Annotated in this window: 10 protein-coding genes; 2 read left to right on the top strand and 8 right to left on the bottom strand. The window is 45.1% G+C overall.

What is annotated here, in order from left to right:
• Nucleotides 1–395 precede the first annotated feature (395 nt).
• Nucleotides 396–2,831, top strand: a complete 2,436-nt coding sequence (locus LPH68_RS10830) for a glycoside hydrolase N-terminal domain-containing protein (protein WP_151923098.1) — start codon at nucleotides 396–398, stop codon at nucleotides 2,829–2,831.
• A 158-nt stretch (nucleotides 2,832–2,989) separates the two neighbouring features.
• The gene (locus tag LPH68_RS10835; protein WP_230296929.1) at nucleotides 2,990–7,009 is read left to right on the top strand and encodes a two-component regulator propeller domain-containing protein; all 4,020 of its coding nucleotides are present in this window, start codon (nucleotides 2,990–2,992) and stop codon (nucleotides 7,007–7,009) included.
• 21 nt (nucleotides 7,010–7,030) lie between these two features.
• On the opposite strand, the gene LPH68_RS10840 is transcribed toward LPH68_RS10835, so the two are convergent.
• The 8 genes from LPH68_RS10840 to LPH68_RS10875 form a co-directional block, all read right to left on the bottom strand.
• On the bottom strand, nucleotides 7,031–8,416 hold the full coding sequence (locus tag LPH68_RS10840; protein WP_149941895.1) for a glycoside hydrolase family 43 protein: 1,386 nt from the start codon (nucleotides 8,414–8,416) through the stop codon (nucleotides 7,031–7,033).
• Between the two features lie 7 nt (nucleotides 8,417–8,423).
• A complete protein-coding gene (locus LPH68_RS10845) occupies nucleotides 8,424–10,349 on the bottom strand; it encodes a sialate O-acetylesterase (RefSeq protein ID WP_032855939.1) in 1,926 nt (641 codons plus the stop codon).
• Between the two features lie 22 nt (nucleotides 10,350–10,371).
• The gene (locus LPH68_RS10850; RefSeq protein ID WP_099146530.1) at nucleotides 10,372–12,330 is read right to left on the bottom strand and encodes a cellulase family glycosylhydrolase; all 1,959 of its coding nucleotides are present in this window, start codon (nucleotides 12,328–12,330) and stop codon (nucleotides 10,372–10,374) included.
• Nucleotides 12,331–12,374: 44 nt separating this feature from the next.
• The gene (locus tag LPH68_RS10855; RefSeq protein WP_008776484.1) at nucleotides 12,375–13,112 is read right to left on the bottom strand and encodes a hypothetical protein; all 738 of its coding nucleotides are present in this window, start codon (nucleotides 13,110–13,112) and stop codon (nucleotides 12,375–12,377) included.
• Nucleotides 13,113–13,191: 79 nt separating this feature from the next.
• Entirely contained in the window at nucleotides 13,192–15,456 is a 2,265-nt protein-coding gene (locus tag LPH68_RS10860) for an endo-1,4-beta-xylanase (RefSeq protein ID WP_230296930.1), read from the bottom strand.
• 30 nt (nucleotides 15,457–15,486) lie between these two features.
• On the bottom strand, nucleotides 15,487–16,554 hold the full coding sequence (locus tag LPH68_RS10865) for a DUF5627 domain-containing protein (RefSeq protein WP_224262915.1): 1,068 nt from the start codon (nucleotides 16,552–16,554) through the stop codon (nucleotides 15,487–15,489).
• A gap of 44 nt (nucleotides 16,555–16,598) precedes the next feature.
• Entirely contained in the window at nucleotides 16,599–18,356 is a 1,758-nt protein-coding gene (locus LPH68_RS10870; protein WP_004309633.1) for a RagB/SusD family nutrient uptake outer membrane protein, read from the bottom strand.
• Between the two features lie 44 nt (nucleotides 18,357–18,400).
• A complete protein-coding gene (locus tag LPH68_RS10875; protein WP_004309632.1) occupies nucleotides 18,401–21,211 on the bottom strand; it encodes a SusC/RagA family TonB-linked outer membrane protein in 2,811 nt (936 codons plus the stop codon).
• Nucleotide 21,212: the final 1 nt, after the last annotated feature.

Genomic DNA, 21,212 nt, shown 5'->3' on the forward strand with positions numbered 1-21,212 from the left:
ATACCGGTATACTTAATTCTTCACGGCCGTGGTAGCTTCTTCCCACAGCCGTGACGAGTTCCTACCACGGCCGTGGGAAGATCTTGTCACGGCCGTGGGAAATTAATGATACCGGTACTTTAATGGAACGATACCGGCATCCCAACGCAACTATACCAGCTTCCCTTCTTATACCTCCCTACTTAATCAGCTTGCAAACAAGCTACTTGACAAGAGGGCAAGGCTGATAATAAATCAAAAAGAAACCGGCAGTTATTATTTTATCATTTGGAACATACAACATATATATTAGTAACATAAATATGGAAAGAAGTTACTTCCAAGGTAGATTTCAGAAACAGTTTTTTGCCTTTTGTATTGGGAAATGAGCTACCTTTGCTACAAATCCATACAATATGAACAGAAACACTTTTTTTGTATTATTCCTATTAATAAGCAACCTTGTTTCAGGACAGGACCTGAAACTGTGGTATAGTCAACCTGCACAAAATTGGTCGGAAGCTCTCCCTATTGGCAACTCCCGTCTTGGAGCCATGGTATATGGCGGAATCGAACGCGAAGAATTACAACTCAACGAAGAAACATTTTGGGCAGGTTCTCCATACAATAATAATAACCCGAATGCCGTACATGTGCTACCGGTTGTACGCAAACTGATTTTTGAAGGGAGAAACAAGGAAGCGCAAAGACTCATTGACGCCAACTTCTTAACCCAGCAACACGGAATGAGCTATCTGACATTAGGTAGTCTTTACCTGGAATTTCCGGAACACCAAAACGCATCCGGCTTTTACCGCGATCTGAATCTGGAGAATGCAACGACAACTACCCGTTATCAAGTGGATGACGTCACTTATACCCGTACCACTTTTGCATCATTTACTGATAATGTCATTATTATGCATATCAAAGCAAGTAAAGCAAACGCACTGAACTTTACTATTGCATATAACTTCCCTCTAGTACATAAGGTGAATGTTCAGAATGATCAGCTGACCGTCACCTGTCAAGGGAAAGAGCAGGAAGGTTTGAAAGCCGCACTACGGGCAGAATGTCAAATCCAGGTAAAAACGAATGGCACTCTCCGCCCGGCAGGAAATACGCTCCAAATTAATGAAGGAACAGAAGCCACCCTTTATATATCGGCAGCAACCAACTACGTAAACTACCAGGATGTCAGCGCCAATGAATCCCGACGGACCAGCGAATATCTGAAAAGAGCAATGCAAATACCTTACGAAAAAGCTCTCAAAAGCCATATCGCTTATTATAAAAAACAATTTGACCGTGTACGCCTTACATTACCGACAGGCAAAGCTTCCCAACTGGAGACTCCCAAACGAATTGAAAACTTCGGAAATGGGGAAGACATGGCAATGGCAGCTCTACTTTTCCATTATGGACGTTATCTGCTGATTTCTTCTTCGCAACCGGGTGGGCAACCGGCTAATCTGCAAGGTATATGGAACAACAGTACTCATGCACCTTGGGATAGTAAATACACCATCAACATTAATACAGAAATGAACTATTGGCCGGCAGAAGTCACTAATTTAAGTGAAACACATAGTCCGCTATTCTCTATGTTGAAAGATTTATCCGTCACAGGAGCAGAAACAGCCCGAACTATGTATGATTGTAGGGGATGGATGGCGCATCATAATACTGATTTATGGCGAATTTGCGGAGTTGTAGACTTTGCTGCAGCCGGAATGTGGCCTAGTGGGGGAGCCTGGTTAGCACAACATATCTGGCAACATTACCTCTTTACAGGAAATAAAGAGTTCCTGAAAGAGTACTATCCCATCCTGAAAGGAACAGCGCAGTTCTACATGGATTTCTTGGTAGAACATCCAGTGTATAAATGGTTGGTAGTGTCGCCTTCTGTGTCACCGGAACACGGTCCTATCACGGCAGGTTGCACCATGGATAACCAGATTGCCTTTGATGCACTGCATAATACCTTATTGGCTTCATACATCGCAGGTGAAGCCCCTTCTTTCCAAGACTCCCTCAAACAAACACTAGAGAAGTTGCCACCTATGCAAATAGGAAAACATAACCAACTACAAGAATGGCTTGAAGATGTTGACAATCCCAAGGACGAGCACCGTCATATTTCACATTTGTACGGGCTATATCCGAGTAATCAAATTTCTCCATACTCGAATCCCGAGTTATTCCAGGCAGCAAGAAACACATTGCTGCAACGCGGTGATAAGGCTACCGGTTGGAGTATCGGCTGGAAAGTCAATTTCTGGGCACGCATGCTGGATGGAAACCATGCCTTCCAGATCATCAAAAATATGATTCAACTATTGCCCAACGATCACTTGGCTAAAGAATATCCGAACGGGCGTACCTATCCCAATATGCTGGATGCCCATCCGCCTTTCCAGATTGACGGTAATTTCGGTTATACAGCCGGAGTAGCGGAAATGTTGCTCCAAAGTCATGACGGTGCCGTGCATTTATTGCCAGCATTGCCTGATGCATGGGAAGAAGGAAGTGTGAAGGGGCTGGTGGCACGTGGAAACTTTACTGTCGATATGGACTGGAAAAACAATATGTTAAATAAAGCGATCATCCGATCGAATATAGGCGGTACGCTCCGCATCCGGTCTTATGTCCCACTGAAAGGGAAAGGCTTAAAACAAGTAAACGGGAAAGAGTGCTCAAATAGATTATTCGCCACCACTCCTATCAAACGGCCTCTTGTAGCCAAAGGGGTAAGTGCGCAATCTCCCAAACTGCAGAAGGTTTATGAATATGACATCGAAACAAAGGCGGGTAAAACCTATATTGTAAATACAATCGAAGGAAAACAATAATACAGAAGAAGGGATAAATCTTTTCTCATGTTACATTATTTACAAACGATGTTACAACATCCGATTGTACTCCCGGAGCCTAATGAAAATATTCATTTTTTATTAGGTTATATTTAGGTTTTTAGTTTTCTTTGTACAACAAACAACGATCTATAACTATGAAAAATGTATTCACTTTTCTATTATTATTGTTTTCTTTGTTATGCAACGGACAATCTCCTAAGTTATTCACTACTGACAAAGAACTCTCCAGTAGTCTGATTAATCAAATATATCAAGACCGGAACGGCTTCATTTGGATTGCAACAGAAGATGGTCTGAACCGTTATGACGGTGCTAAATTTACCATATACAAACATGAACCCAATAATGAACATTCGTTAGCCCACAATTTTGTTCGTACTGTTTTTGAAGACAGCAAAGGTCATTTGCTTATCGGCACATATATAGGAATTCAAATGTATGATCCGGCCACGGACAATTTTACTCCACTTGCCAAATTGGAAGATACCGGAGAAACGCTTGAAAGCAACATTAATTCTTTCATAGAGCGAAAAAACGGAGAGATATGGGTATCCGGAAATGTGTTGTGCAAGCTGGACATCAAAGACCATCTGTTGACTGTCCGGAAAGTCGATATTGCAGTCACTTCACCCGGAAGCCTGTTTGAAGATAAAAAACAAAATGTATGGATGGCAAAAGGGGAAGAAGGAGTATATCAACTCACTCCCGACAATCAGCTTACGTTACACTTGTCTAAAGACAACGGATACGTCAAAAGTATATGTGAGGATCAACGAGGCAACATCTATGTAGGAAGTATACGAAAAGGACTATTCATTTACGATAAAGAACGTAAAACCTTTGTTCCAATCGATTTGAAAGAGAAAGGCGAGCTTCCTGTTTGTTTCCTTTATTCCGGGATACCCAATGAATTGTATATCGGCACTGACGGCAAGGGAGTAGTCATTTATAATATCCGAACACACGAAATCTCCGAATACAAGTTTGACAATAATTATTTCGATTCGGGGAACTCGAAAATACACTCCATCCTAAAGGACAATTCGGGTAACTTATGGTTAGCTGTTTATCAGAAAGGAGTTATATTAATCCCAGCCCGCACCAACAGCTTTAAGTATATCGGACATAAATCAACAGATAAAAATTGCATAGGCTCCTGTTGCATTACTTCGTTCTGCAAAGATAATAACGGGACTCTATGGGTGGGAACGGATAACGACGGTATTTATGCCCTTACAGAAAAATTGGAGCCGGCAAAACATTTCTCACACACCACCCATCCTCATTCAGTACCCTCAACTGTTATTAAATTGTATGAAGACTCCGAACACAATATGTGGATTGGTTCATTTATCAACGGTATGGGAAAGCTGAACAAACAGACAGGATTATGCGATTACCAGTACAAACTGGTAGATAAGAACAACAACTATATACAACGTGTATATGATTTCGCAGAAGATAAAAACAAGCGTCTTTGGATTGCGACAATGGGATTCGGTTTGTTCTACTATGACCTGAAAACGAAAGAATTTACATCCGTACAATCTCAGACATCTCTAATCAACGAATGGATAGGTTGCCTGCACTATTCCGATGATAATAAACTGTATGTCGGAACTTATGACGGCGTCAACTGTATAGACCTTGACAGTCCTGATTTTCAAAGTCATAAGATACTCTCACAAAATGTTATTTATTCAATCTTTGAAGATGCCGACGGAGTTGTCTGGTTGGGCAGTTCCGAAGGATTATCCGGTTGGAATAAAAAAACGAAAGAACTAACCACTTATACTACTGCAGACGGATTGCCCAGTAATACAATATATGCCATACAAGGAGACGGAAAAGATTTTCTTTGGATAAGCACCAATGCCGGAATTTCCCAATTCCAAAAGAAAAACAACATATTTATCAATTATTATGTCAGCGACGGATTACAGGGAAATGAGTTCTACAAGAATGCCTCCTTCAAAGATAAACAAGGTATTATCTGGTTTGGCGGAATGAATGGTATCACCTATTTCAATCCGCAAGACATTATCAATCCGGCAAAAACATGGAATATCCGAATTACCGACTTTTTCCTGCATAACAATCCGGTTAGAAAAGGAATGAAATCCGGTATTCACAATATTATCAACTGCCCTGTATTCAACGCAAAAGAGTTTTATCTATCCCATAAAGACAATGTGTTCAGTATCGAGTTTGCCACTCTGGAATTAAATGCCCCCGAACACATCAACTACCTTTATTCTATCAACGATGAAAAATGGATTAGTTTGCCCAAAGGTGTAAACCGTATCTCATTCAGCAATCTGAAACCCGGTACCTATAACTTTAAAATCAGAGCAAAAGACAACACTGTGTATTCAAATATAAAAGAAATTACCATCTTTATATCTCCTGCATGGTATGCTTCATGGTGGGCCAAAGTTATCTACTCCTTATTATTACTGACCATTATATTTATCATTATTCTTCAGATCAGACATCGGTACAGAATGCATCAGGAAATGCTGCAACATATCCATACCGAACAAATCAATGAAGCAAAATTGCAGTTCTTTATCAACATCTCTCACGAGATACGCACTCCGATGTCTCTAATCATCAGTCCTCTACAGAAACTGATTAAGAATGAGGAGAACAATGAACGCCTGAAAATATATCATATTATCTACAGAAATGCGGAACGTATTCTGAATCTTGTCAATCAACTAATGGATATTCGGAAAATTGATAAAGGACAAATGTTCCTGATGTTCCGGGAGACCAATATTATTCCTTTTATAGAAGATTTATGTACAACTTTCGGTCAACAGGCAAATACAAAAAATATCCAGCTACAACTTCACAGTACGCTCCGGGAACTGAATGTATGGGTAGACACAGGTAATTTTGATAAGATTATCCTGAATATTCTGTCTAATGCCTTCAAGTTTACTCCTGAAAAAGGAAACATAGATATTACCATCCGTACTGGAGAAGATAATACACTGCCCGATCCCTTGAAACAATATGCCGAAATAATTATCGCGGATACCGGAACAGGCATCGATGAACAGGAAAAAGAACATATCTTCGAACGTTTCTATCAGATCCGTAACAGCCAACAGAATCCGAAAGGCGGAACAGGAATAGGATTACATCTTACTCGTTCATTAGTGGAATTACATCATGGAATTATCTATGTAGAAAATAATAAAGAACAACCGGGTTGCCGTTTTATTATCCGATTACCGTTGGGTAACAAGCATCTACGACCTGAAGAAGTTGACAACAATGAGCAAAAGGTAACAGTAGCCGTACCAACTGTTCCTGTCATCTCTCCCATTATAGAAAATGAGGAAGAAAAGAAAGTCAGGGTAAAAACTAAATATCGCGTATTAGTTGTAGAAGACGACGAAGAAATCCGAAATTATATAGCGAAGGAGTTCGGGGACAAATTTCATATCATGGAAAGCCGTAATGGTAAAGAAGCATTAGAGCAAATATTTAAAAAGGCTCCGGATTTAGTCATTAGTGACATCATGATGCCCGAAATGGACGGACTTACCTTATGCCGGAAGATCAAGCAGAATGTAAATCTCAACCATATCCCAGTCATTTTGCTTACTGCGAAAACGAGGGAAGAAGACAACCTGGAAGGTCTGAATACAGGAGCCGACGCCTATATCATGAAACCATTCAATATCGAAATTCTGCAAAAGACGGTAGAAAATCTGATTAATACACGGCAGCAGTTACGCAAAGTATTTACAGGACAGCAAAATCTGGAAAACAAGGTTCAGAAACTGGAAGTGAAATCACCCGATGAGAAATTGATGGAACGTATTATGAAAGTGATCAATGAAAACATCGGTAACCCTAACTTGACAATAGAGACAATCACCACCGAAGTAGGTATCAGCCGCGTACATCTTCACAGGAAACTCAAGGAGCTCACCAACCAGACAACCCGTGACTTTATACGTAATATACGTTTAAAAGAAGCCGCTCGTTTATTGTCCGAAAAACAGCATACCATATCCGAGATAGCCATGTTAACAGGATTCACTGATCCTAATAATTTCTCGACAACATTCAAAGAATTGTATGGAATGCCGCCTTCAATGTATATGAAAGAGCAGTTGAGTAAAAAAGAAGAGTAACCCAACTGCTCTCTAGCATGTTTATCTGTTAAACTTGTACCAATCAAAGTTAAACAGTTTGCAGCCTTTACGTCCTTTGAATACAAAATAAATATCTTGTATTCCTGTGACCGGTTTTACAATATCAGCCTGCAATGTTTTCCAGCATTCCCAACCTCCCGTTGAAGGAATAGTCAGTTCCGCAATTAATGGTCCGCTTATACTGTCTGTACGTACTTCAAGTGTTCCGCCACGAAGGGCACTGGCAACGGTAGCAGTGAACCGTTTGGGGGATTTATTGCCGAAATCCACTTCACGTACCTTTATATAATCTCCATTATGAATTTCAGATATATATATACCGGTTTTCACATTTGGTTCGGACTTCACACCTTCAGAAAAAGCGATTGTTTCAGCTTCCACCCTTTCGTAAGGATTGAGCGTACCTACCGGTGACACCCCTTCCCGGGTAGCATTAATAATCGGGAAAGTGCCGTCAGCGTTATACTTAAACTGCTCCACCGCCGCACTTCGCCCGAAACCTCCACCGCCCGGCAGCTTACCCGTATGATAGAAGAAATAAGAATTGCCTTTATAGTCTATCACTCCACAATGGTTAGTAAACGAGCCCGTATCTTGTAAAGGCATGATTTCTCCCATATACTTCCACGGACCAAGAGGTCCGCCACTCATGGAATAGGCAATATGTTCGGGGACACCTCCAGCAGCATAAAGAAGATAGTATTTTCCTTCCCGTTTATGAAGCCATGGACCTTCTGTATAAGTATCTTTATACTTAACACCTTTGACACGCTTTTCCGGATTAGGTGCACCAAAACTCTCAACAGTCTGTTCCAGTTTGCCCACTCCACCTTTCAAAGAAATCATATCTTCATTCAATTCTGCATAATAGATATTCGGATTTCCCCAATACAGATAAGCACGACCGTCATCATCAATGAAGACCGTAGGATCAATATAGTCCCAGCTTCCGTCATGAAGCGGTTTGCCGATGGCATCTTTAAAAGGACCGACAGGCGAATCGCCTACCGCCACACCGATTGCCATCGTATTGGAAAGTTTGGAATGCAGGCAGACATACCAATAAAACTTACCATTACGTTCGATGCACTGTGCTGCCCAGGCACGGTCGTCCGCCCAGTCGAATGATTCGATGGCAAGAGGAGAGCCGTGATCGGTCCAGTTCACCATATCTTTGGTAGAATACACGCGCCATTCCTGCATCCAGAAAAAATCAGCCTTATCTTCATCATGTCCCGTATAGACATACAATGTGCCATCATGCACCATAGGAGCAGGGTCTGACGTATAACAGGTTTGCACAAACGGATTTTGCGCTCCTGCCTCATGGGGTAGAGCACCTCCAAGCAGCAATAATGCCGCCACAAGTTTTGCTTTCAGATTCATATCATTTTCAATGTTTAAACAAGTGTGGAACAAACTCTTTCAGACAGCGTCTCCATGTGAGCCATTCGTGGCCGGTGCCTTGCGATTCATAATAAGCCACGTTGATGCCCAGTTTGCGGAGAGACTCCACCAACTGCTTCGTGCCCATCTGTTCGTCCGTGCCGCAGCCGAGGAAGAGATAATGCACTTTCTTGTTGAACTTACCTGCATCGGCAAACACACCGTCGAAGCACGTTTTCACGTCCAGCCCGAAAATCGCCCCGCTGAACCCGCCAATGTAGGAGAACATGTCGAGACGCGGCAACGCTGTTTGGAACGTCTGGTGTCCTCCCCACGACAAGCCTGCCATTGCACGGTGTTCGCGGTCGGTCTTGGTGCGGAATGTACGGTCTATCATCGGAATGAGGTCTTTCAAAATGACATCATAGAAAGAAGCGCCGTAAAGCGCACGCTCTTCGTTCACATCTTTCCCCGGACGCGGCACGAAGGGAGTCTCCACATCTCCGCTATCCATCACCACGAGCATGGGCACGCACTTGCCGGTGGCTATCAGGTTGTCCATGATGTAGTGCATATATCCCTGGGTGCTCCAGCCGGTTTCATCTTCTCCCATGCCGTGCTGCAAGTAGAGCACCGGATAGCGTTTTTTGGGGTGAGACTCATACTCTGCCGGTGTGTACACCATGCAACGACGAAACTCTTTCTTCGCTTCCGAATAATAGGTGCAGGAGCGCACTTGCCCATGCGACACTTGCTGCGGGCGATAGTAATCGCCCTCTGCCCCTTCGGGTATCTCGATGCCGCTCGCCATGCGGCAACAACCGAAGAAGGTGCACGAAGAGGGATCTACCACCCTGAATCCGTCTACCAACAGGAAATAATAGTGGAATCCCACCGGCAGCGGGTCGGTCTTCACGCTCCACCAGCCGTGCTCGTCCATGGCCATCTCATACTTCTTGCCGCAAACATCTGCCTGCAAGCGTTTCACATCGGGAGCGTAGCAACGGAAATAAGCACGGTTGTCCTTGTCGATACGAGGGAAGTCGCTGCCGTGCATATTGGTGGGGGCTGCCACTGTGTGCTTCCACACATCATCGGGCGAAGGAAGTTCAATGCCCATCAGGTGGAGTGCCTGTGCCGCATAGCGGCGTCCCAGCACCCGGTAACCGGCAGCATCGAAGTGAAGATGGTCGGGAGCGCAGCTCAACCCCTTGGAGGAGACAATAGCGCAGTTCTTTATCACCTGCGGCAGCATAGCAATTACCTCGTTCATGCCTGCACAAACACCACCGTGGTCGGCATTCACCACTTCACCGGCAATCAGGGGCACCTCGTCAGCCTGCAGATGAAGGTCAGCAAGCAGGTTGTCGTATACGCTCTTCACCTTTTGGGACCACTCCTTGTCACCGGTGTTCGACTCGCCCTGATGTAGAAGTATCCCTTTTATCACACCGCTTTTCTGTGCAATGCGTGCCATCTCCACCAAACGGGTATACGGGTCGTTGTCATACTCTTTCAGCGTATTCACCATCCAGTCGGGAGCTGTTTTGATATACTCCTCGCATTTGTCTTTCTGGAAAAGCTCGATCCGGCACCCGCCTATCGCCACGTGCACCACTCCGATGCGCACATGCGGGGGCAAGTTTTCTACCAAGGTCCGTCCGAAATAATCAGCCGGTGTCAGCCCGGTGTTCGGACGGCACAGCGGAGCGCGGGCGGGATACCATTCGCCTTTCACGCGTCCCAACTCTTTATTGTCTACCGCCGCCAACACTTGGAAGCGTGCATCCACCAGCGTATCTTGTGCTTCATAGCGGGCATTGCCTTCCATGTTAGACTGCCCTAGGCACAGATAAATGTAAAAGTTTGCATCCTGTGCAACCGCGCAAAGGCTTGCACACAACAAACAACTCAACAATAATAACTTCTTCATTTACTATCTTTCTATATTATATTTATTCCAACTTCATGCTGCTTATCACAATCGGCTTGCCACCAGTCGACCAGAACCCGACAATGTAGAGGTGCGACGGGTCTACCCTATTGCCGTCAGTATCTTTCATCTGCTGCAAATCTACCACCACTCTGCGTGTCTGTCCGAAATCGTAGGTGGCGGGCTTCGTCCAGTAGTCGTTCTTGTCAAAAAGGCGGAAAGAGACACCGCACTCGTTGTCGTTGCCCAATTCCACGGTCAGCCTCCGGTAGCCCGACAAGTCAAGTCCGCCGGGGTATTTCCATCCGCCAAAGCCATATTTGCCTGTCACCAAGATGCGGGTCGTTTCGTCAAAGGTGCCTTCTTCCCATATCGAAGGGTCAAACACGTCTTCCGTCAGCACAAAAGGCGAAACCACCGTCACCTGCAATGTCTGTTGCATGCTGTTTCCCGCTGCTGTGCGGTAAGTCACCGTTACCGTAGCATTGCCTGGTACCACTGCCACCAGTTTGCCAGTCGGCTCCACCTTCAGCACTTGTTCGTCCGAGCTATTGATAGTCGCCTCGGCAGTCACCATTCGCGAGGTGCCATCTTTATACACCGCCTTCACTTTCAGGTAGTGCACTCCTCCCATCTGCAACGAGCGTGTCGCCTGCTCGCCCATCAGTTCCAGTCTCTCGGGCTCGCCATTGACGGTCACTCCCTCGGCATACTCCTTGAACCAATGATACATTGCCCACGGACAGGCTTCGGGATCGTTGAGGAACGTATAGTTGCCCTCTGTACCCGGCACGTCCTTAAACGCTGCCAGCTCGTGGCTTCTTGTAGTGAAAAAGAGCCACGACACATTTCCCGCATTGTCGGCTATATATTTGAAGTTGGCGCCGAAGCCCTTGCCACCGGCTTCGCCTGTGATGCTTTTTCCCCAAGTGGCATCGTATTTCAAAGGTGCCCAGTCTATTTCCGTCACCATGATGGGGGCAATCGCCGCCACCGGACCTACTTGCGTATCCCATCCGCGCTGGAAGGGCTCGTAGCCGCCACCGGTGGAAGAGCCGATTCCCTCGCCACTGTCTTTTTCGGCATCGCTGCCATACCATCCGGGATAGCAGTGCACGGCAAAGCCGATGTTATCGCCCTCGATGCGGTGGGTGGCATACCCGGCATACTGCGACTGGTAGGCCAAGCCTGGCACCCAAATGATATTACGGCAATGGCTCCTTATCTTGTCTACAATGGACTGGAAGTAAATCTTTGCATTGGCAAAGCAGGCATCGGAGGTGCTACCATAGGCGCCGTCGGTCCCTTTGATGTTGACCGGTTCATTGGCAAGTTCGAACATGATGTCCGTATTGTTCTTCACTTTAGGATGTTGCGAAACGATGTCCCACACGTTAAGCAGGAACTGCTGATAGCTATCGCCCACCTCTATTCCCTGATAAGGAGCTTCGTTGGGGCATACCCCGGGCGGGCGCATCACCACATACATTCCCTTAGATACAAAATACTCCGCCATCGGCACAAACAGTTCGTCGAGATACTTGCGGAAACGGGTCTCGGAAAAGCGTTCGTGCCCTTCGTATCGTACAAACGGCTTTGAAGTATCATCGCTCCAATAAGGGTCGAGATGCATCCGCACGAAGTTGAACTTCCATCCGGCAGCCACAATTCCGTCTACCATACGTTTGTTATAGCTGAGACACGACTGCACGTCATAGTTAGTCCATGCGTTATCGTTAAAAAAGGGGCTGTAGGTCTGTGTAAATCCATGAAGATTGACCGTCTCGCCCTTTTCGTTTTTAAGGTAGCGCCCCTCTACGTGCAACACCGGCAACTGATGATAGTCTTTCTCCGGAGCCGGTTCGTCCTTAGGTGTTTCCGGTTCGGCAGGAATCTCCGGTTGTATAGGAAGAGAGCTTTCGTCTGAGCAAGACGCCAAAGTCATGCCTATCCACACCAGCAAATAAATTATCTTTTTCATAATGATGTTGATGTTACATAATAGTTGTTGCAAAAATAACAATACTACCAATAGCGATAAAAACTATAGTTGTAAATACCGTCACCACTGATAGTTCCTTCATACAATTTATAGCCTTTTATATCACCATGATAAAAAACTAACGGAGAGCCGTTATAATCCATTTCGTAAGTTCCTTTCGTTTCCCCTTTAGGAATAGTGATTGATGCACTACTCTCATACTTTCCACCATCATTGTATGCTTCGTATGGGATTCTGCAACTTATATCTTTTTTTACGGGATAAGTTGTCGTGGCAGTAAAAATAGGATGATTGGAATACAGTTCTTTCATTGAAATCATTATGCGATTATCAATTCCATTTTGAGTAATACCAACTGTTAATGTTTTATTAGATCCCGGCTGTTTCAATACAATTTTTCCACTTCTGAGAGAGGAAGTATTGTCCTGGGCTACTACCGATAGAACATATATATCATAATACTGAAAACATATAAGATAATCCAACCATGAAGGACCACTCACTATTTCAGGTTGCAATAATGTTTTTGTTCCATTAACCTCTACATAGGAACATAAAGTTCTACTAAGAGGTTGTGAGTCATCCTTCGGACTAATAACAAAGTCCTCCACTACATCCGAATCTGAAGCCCCAAAACAATATGTACTATCCGAATTTGCAGCCCTTGTAACTATATCTCCTACTTTATCTATATCAAACAGAATTTCATTACTACAGCTACACCAAATAATCAAACTTAAAATAAATAATATGTTTTTCATTATTATCCGACTTTTATTGAAACAATAAAGGCAGCGGATTCATGTTATATGCCCCGCTGCCTTTTCTTATCAATCTCTATTATTTACCAGCCAATCCGTCAGCAAAACCGGCATAAGTATGCTTACGGTTGTAGTTGGAATCCCATAAACCTACAGGTTCACCGCCACGCCAGTTAGAATCACCGGGGGCACCGGGAGCATCGGTAGCACACCACTGCGTGATGCCGTATTGCTGTGCCACAGGAATAATCTCGAAGTATTTCTTCACGATAAACTTATAATATTCAGCCATCGCTTTATGTTGTTCTTCTGTCATATCCTTTGTCAACACCGTAGTGCCGCTTTCATCCACATATCCCATATCCAGCTCAGATACTTTCACGAGTTTGCCACTCTTGGCTAAGATTTCAAACATTTTCACTACATGTTCTTCTTGCTTCTGCTGGTCAGCAGCATTGGCGCGATAAGCCACGTGCATCTGTGTACCGATACCGTCAATCTTTGTCACACCGTCAGATTCCCACTTCTCTATCCAGTGTACCAAGCTCTTGGCTTTCTGATTGTTATCCCAAGTGGATTCCAGATTGTAATCGTTGATGAAAAGTTTGAGAGGTTTAACACCACCGTTTTCTGCATAATATTTACGGGCGGCAGCTACAACAATACGAACATAATCTTCACTACCCAAGTAATCTTGCCAGTAGAAATTATTGGCAGCGTCAGCACCGGCATTAGATGCAGATTGCAAGACATAGAAACCTTCACCGTCGTTGCCACCACCTGAAATAGCTTCGTTCACTACATCCCAAGTAGTCACGTAACCACCAGTAGCTTTCATCATTCCTTCAATCCAATTGTTCATTGCCCGAGTAAGCGCTTCTTTTTTCTCTTCGGGAGTAAGAGGAATAGTGTTACCTTTAGTAACTATTTGCAATTTGATATTATCAAAATAATATTTATTAGCAGGTGCATTGGGCGCGCCTACATCCAAGTTCCATGCAAAAGTCTGCATGTTTCCCTCAGGAGAAAGGGTAGTGTTAATAGTAATAGTTTTTTCAAAGTGTTGCCATTCCGTAGTGAAACTAACAGCACACCCACCATCATTATGAATATAAGCTCCAGGGGCAGCATGAGCCTGAAACTCAGAATTATTGGATGTATCTGCACGATAATCGAAAGAGATACGTACAACATCATTTTCCACCAACGGACGGTCAGCATACAAAAAGAATTGAGTATCCCAACTGTTTGTTCCTCCACCAGCAGAAGTAACAACGAAAGCACGACTACCGTCTTTACCTACTCCATCAACAATATCGCAAGCAGCATTAGCTCCTCCCACATGAGTAGAAACAAAATTGGTAGTTTCACTGCCTTGCGCATCACCATTAGTAATGATGTCAGTTAAAATCTCTACTGCCGCATCTCCCGGTGTAGGTATAATTGAATAAGAATGCGCATGCCAACTTGGTTTAGACCAATTAGAAGGCAGATTTCCTTCTTCAAAAGTTCCGTTCTTTATCATATTTTGCTCAGAACCTTTTTCAACCAGCACCATGTCATCAAACCAAAGATCTCCTCCAAACTGTCCGAAATTGAATAACAAACGAGAACAATCACTATTAGGTGTAAATTCAATGCTTATTGTGCTCCATGTAGTTCCTGCTGAAATCTGTGGTATGCCATAATGTGTATTACCAGCATTCGGTGTTTCTATCCAAAGCGGAAATGTCACAGCTGATGAAGCCTTGGTTCTCATAGAGAATACATAAGATTTCCCTTGTAAAAGAGGAGATTCCAAATCATAGTAATTTTGCCAATCCCATGGATTCGCCTTCGCTTCAGAAGTATTGATATGCAAACAATTTCCTTCTCCTACAGAGGGCGGCAATTCTTTGTCTTTAATCAAAGAATTCAAATACTTATTATTCTGCTGTGCATGCCAAGCCAATGTATGTCCATATATAGTAATTCCGGCAGCTTGGGCGGCAGTGACAAATTTATCCACAGTTTCGAAATTCATCTCCCCTTTATCGTTCACACACGAAGCATATTTCATCGCATTGCCTGCGGTCACTTCGTCGAAGTTGGCTTCCGCTAAACGAAATACCAATCCTCCTTCGATAAATTCGTTGGCTGCCAACGCTAATCCCAATTTAAAATCGGGATTAGCTGCACGGTCTATGTACGATTTCAGCGGGGCATAATCATTCAGATACTCGTATTGCGCTATCGACTCCGGTTTTGTCACCGTGACATCGGCAATCTCGGTATCCACGCAAGAAGCCAGCAAAGCTGCTACCAGCGTGCCCCATACCATATTATTTTTTCTATTCATCTTCATGTAGTTTTCTTAAATTGTTTAGATTGCGGTTCACTTCAACTTCACGTTAAAAGTTTCAAATTTGCTCTGTCTGTCGCGTGACACCAGCGCGTCCGTGCTGCTACATTTGGCAGTGCCCGTTTCACCGGTCACAGCATTCAACACATAAGGCGCATAAGTCACTTCATAGGTCAGTTCGAACAGGTCGCGGTCTTTGTCGCCCCACGCTTTCTTGGCACCATGATAGGTCCACTTGCCCGAACCGCTTGCCTGAGCCCCCGGTGTGTCGGTAGTGATGGAGCAATTGCCGTTGTCGTCAACCGTTATCACCAAGTCCATTGTCAACGTTTGCTTGGAAGATTCGCCTTTCTCATTCACCACATCCACCGAAAGCGAAAGAGGATAACGCACTTTGTTGAGGGCAATAGTTCCCAATGTACGTTGGTCTGCTTTCTCTATATTCTGCGGGTTACGGTTGAGCGTAGAAGTGTTGCCATTGATGTCGAGCTGGTCTGTGCCACGACTCAACCAAACGCCCTCATACTTGTTTTTGTAGGTCACCCCATAAAGCGCATAGTCTTTGGGAAGCACGTCCCAGTCTGCCACATTCAAGCGATTGGGAGACTCAACTTTAGGTTTGCCCGCCAAGATAGAGTCTGAAGCCTGTGCTAACCGTACCGGAATGACATAGGTGAGTTCGGGCGTGAGAGGATCATTGAAGAAAGCATCGGTCAACTGTATGTCCATACGTCCATAAATGTCTCCTTTGGGAAATACCACCTGTTCCGAAGAATAAGTATAATATTCCTTAGGCATAGGAAGTATCGGCTTGCCATTGTCGAAATAAGCATTGGTACACAAACTTTCATCGATAACAATCTGTGCTGTGCGCTCTTTGCGGTTTGACCACACACCGCCCAATGTAGCGATGATCTGCATCCGATATTCATTGTCTTGTTCGGTAGGATATACATCTTCGCCCAATGTGATGGTGCGTATAGGAGTCTGAGTAGCAAAACTGATGGTCTGATATTCGTAATCGTCGAATTCTTTGTCTCCGTTTTCACAGCCGGCAAACAACAAGCCAAGGACCATGCATTTCATTATTGTCTTATTCATAATCATTGTATGCTTTAGCATTTTATTAAATTTACACTATCGGTTTACCAACCCTGATTCTGTTTCAGTTCGTCATACTTAAGAACTTCCGAATAAGGAATAGGACCGTAATACATATACTCACTGAACGAGCGTTTGTCTACCTCCATCGGAGTATAACGGGTTCCACTGATATTCATCCCTTTAGCGGTTTCGGTCAGATTGCTCTTCCAGCGGCGCAAATCCCAGAAACGGAAACCTTCGAAACAAAGTTCGATGCGACGTTCGTTGCGGATGAGTTCCGCCATCTTTGCCTGATCGTTCTTGATGGATTCCAAGTAAGCATCACCATTGTCGCGACCGATGCCGGCACGGTGGCGCAACTTTTTCACCACATCATAAGCAGAATAGCCGTTGCCTCCTTTATCTTGCGGACCGTACGCCTGATTTGCCGCCTCGGCATACGCCAAGAATATCTCGGTATAGCGGATGCGCGGTGTGTAATGATACTGGTCAGCTTTCGCATTCGGGTCGAGGCTGATGTCCTGACGCAACAGTTTGCGCAGATAGTATCCGGTACGGGTAGAACGTCCTACCACCTTGTTCAGTGCATCATTGGTAGTTCCGTCGGCTGCCGTAAAGATTTCCTTATTCGTATTGCCTGCCTTACAACCATTATAAAGAATGTATGCTTCCAAGCGCGGGTCACGGTTGGCGTACGGAAGATTTTCATCATATTCGCCGGACAGATGAGACACCGGATAACCGTTCAGCATCGGGAATGCATCCACCAGATTTTGAGTTGGGTTGATACGTCCGTTACCGTAGAGTGTGGGCGGGAAGTTATCTTCTTCGAGCGAGAGGGATTTGGCACGTTCACCACGCCACAGAATTTCAGCAGGTGATTCGGTTGGGCTAAGTTTTTCAATATCATCTACATTGCAATACCATGTCCATCCGGTAGGATCCATACCGTCTACCCCTCCGATATGATTCAGCACCTTTGCAGCACTAGCAGCAGCCGTTTTCCAATCAACGCCTGACTGGTCACTATATGCCGGACTGGCAGCGAGCAAATCCGCTTTTGCCACAAACGCTTCCACCACCTTTCCGGACATACGTCCGATAAAGTTTGCGCCAAACACACGGGTGACTTTGCCTTGGTCTGCTCCTGCATATTTAGCAGACAAGCGTTGCATTTCCGCTGCGTCACCATATTCCCAAGGCAATCCTTCGAGTGCCAACCGGGCGTCTTCTTTCAACGCCTTCATGCAATCTACAAATGTGCTGCGGGGCACATTGAAATTGGATCCGGCTGCTTCCGGTTCGGTCAGGATGGGCACCCCCATCAACACACCGTCTTCGGTATAGCCCGCATGGGCTTCGAGGAGGTAATACATATACATGGCACGCAAGCCATAGGCTTCCGCTTTCTCACGGTCGCAGAACATCTGCGCCACCACTTCGTCTTTCGCCCATTTCACCTTGTCGGCATTGGCAAGGAAAAGATTGATGTACTGTATGGCGGAACGGCAGGAAGTCCAACGGTCGGCAGGATTGTTGTTTGCCGTCCACATGCCGGAGGCTATTTTACGCCAGCTGTTTTCCGCATCATTGCTCACAGCGTCATCGGTAGCCACGTCGTTGAAAGAATAGCCTGCGCAGGGTATGCGTGTATAGGCATTTGCCAGTATTCCTTCGGCATATTGCGAATTCTCGTACATATATTCCAGTCCGAGGTTGTTCTCGATAGCCGGTTCGAACAAGTCATCGCATCCGGTCAGACAAGCGGCAAAGGCACATATTGTTATAATTTTCTTCATGACTTATTTATTCTATATTTTTATATTCTACAACGAGAGACCCATCAAAAGTCTACCTTTACACCCAGTGCGTACGAACGGCATTGGGGAGAAGTCCCTACATTCATCTCCATATATTTACGCTCCTTCGCCAAGGTCAACAGGCTTGTTCCGTTGGCATAGATTTGTAAACCTTTCACAAGTTTGCCTTTCAGCATAGCAGCCGGGAAGTCGTAAGACAATTGAACACGGTTCAAATCGAAACGTGAAGTGTCGTACAACCAGAAGTCGGAAGCCACAAAGTTCAGGTCGCCACCTTGTGTTGTGAGACGCGGGTATGTGGCGATATCTGCCGTCTCTTCCGTCCAGCGTCCGCGAACCACTTCAGAATATTTGCGATCGCCATACACGTGCATATAACTATTATTCTTCAGTCCTTTGCCACCAAACGATCCGGTGCCTGCCACAAACAATGTGAAGCCTTTGTACTTGGCAGTCAGGTTGAGACCCATCACCCAGGAAGCACCCCACTTGCCCAATACCACCTGGTCTTGCTCATTGATGACACCGTCGTTGTTTTGGTCTACATACTTCAAATCACCGGGTTTGGTATTAGCATTCACCTTTGCCGAGCTTTCCACATCGGCAGCGTCTTTGAAGAATCCGATGCATTGATATCCGCGCAAAGCATCAATCGCCTCACCTTCGGCTTTCAGCCAGTCATATTTCACATTCTCGTCCCATTTGGTGTTCTTGGAGGTGTAGTACATACCCACAAGCCCCACATTCCATTCAAAGTCACCGTGCTTTTTGCCCACATTTACACTCAAGTCCACACCCGTACGACGTTGGTTGTTCATGTTAATATAAGGACGCATATCGGACTTCGGATAATAAGTCTGGAAATAAGACGGATAATTTTGGGGCTGCGCCAGCAATCCTTCGGTATTGGTTACGAAGTAATTGGCATTGAGTCTCACCAATCCCTTCCAAAGAGAAGCGTCCAATCCTACCGTAAATTCCTTACGCTTGATGTAGCCGAGGTCGGGGTTTCCACCTTGCAGGAAGTCGGTGGTCTGCATCGAGTTGTTTACCTCGCTCCATCCCCACCACGTACCTGCCTGTGTAAACTTGGTAGCATACATGTAGTAATCACTGATATCCAAATCCTGATTGAGCACACTATAGCCTGCCATCAGTTTCAGGTTATCGAGCCAATCGGCATCTTTGAGGAAACCCTCTTCGGAAAGACGCCATCCCAACGTAAACGAAGGCGAAAGCCCTATCCGGTTGCCTTCGGGCAATTTGGCGGAATGAACCGCTGCCATGCTGAAATCGGCGTAATACTTACCGGCATAGTTATAATCGAGTTGCAAACCCAAGTTGGAATTGCTAGTGCGATGGTAGGTACCCGAATAGGTCTGCTGGCTGCCTTGAGCCAACAACAATGCATTCACATGATGATTGTCGGCAAAAGTGTTCTGATAGCCGAACTGTGCAGAGAAATAAATGGTCTGATACGCCGTACTGCCCGATACGTTTTGCGTACCGGTATGCTTGTCCATATTGTACTTAGTCAATGAAGTAATACGGTCGCCTCCGAAAGCATTGTTCCAAGAGGCTTCATACACTGCATAGTCGTCGTCGATAGAAGTGATGTAAGAAGTTCCGTAGTCTACGGAGAACTGTGTACGGAATGACAATCCTTTCAGTACTTTATACAAATCGAGGTTGATTCCCGCATCAAACTGGAAACGACGTGAAGTAGCTTTCTGATAACCGGACGCATACATGGCAGCAAAAGGATTAGTCATGTTCAACTGCGTACCTCCCAATAGATATTTGCCGTCAATAAGGTAATTGCTATTATTGATCAACGTCCACGAAGCAGCATCGTTTTTATCGACAAACTCAATGGGAATGAAAGGTACAAGAGGCGCCGAACCGGGAGCAGTCGGACGTAACGTAGCCGAGTTAGCCCAGTAGTCTGCCTTATCGTGACGGGAATCGTAGAAGATAGCATTTGCATTTACCCAACCGCTGATCCAATCGTTCATACGCAAATCCACATTACCGCGGATATTCAGGCGCGAATTGCGGTTGTTCTTACTTTCACCGAAGTTGAGCAAGTCGTTGGAACTCTCGTAACCGATGTTCGTATAGAAGTTGGCGTAGCGTCCGCCGCCCGAAAACTCGGCCACTCCGTTATAGTCCTGACTTGTCTTCCGAATATAGTCATCGGAAAAGAAGTTGATGTTCGGATAACGGTAAGGGTTACTTCCGCTTGCATAGTTGTAAATCTGCTCATCCGAGAAAGCGGGATCCAACCCGTCGTTACGCAACGCCTCGTTATACAACGTCATGTATTCGGCAGAAGCCAGATATTTAGGATAGCTTTTAGGCACATTGATACCGGCATTGGCACGCGCACTCACCCGCAAGTCTTTATCGCATCCGCGCTTCGTGGTGATAAGAATGACTCCCTTCGCACCACGGCTGCCGTAAAGCACCACGGCTTGCGCTGCTTTGAGGAATGTGATTTGGGCTATTTCGGTAGGACGAATGTTGTTTGCCTCACGAGGGACTCCGTCTACCAATACCAACGCTTCGCCCATGTTCCATAATTGTCCGTTGTAACCTCCCACTAAAGATTGCATATTGTCGAGACTGTACAGCGAATAACTTTTATTAGTCAGTTCCTCTACATTGACGGACGAGACACCACCCATCAAATCCGCCCGGTCCACTGTGCGGAAAGCCACATTCACTTTCTGAGCCAATGTATCAGTCTTCTCCACATCCGTCTGAGCCATCAGCCCGGCAGAAGCAAACAATAGTCCGGCGCTAAGAATTATATTTTTATGAATTTGTTTCATG

It is taken from the genome of Bacteroides sp. 1_1_30 (assembly GCF_020982715.1).
GTDB lineage: Bacteria > Bacteroidota > Bacteroidia > Bacteroidales > Bacteroidaceae > Bacteroides > Bacteroides xylanisolvens.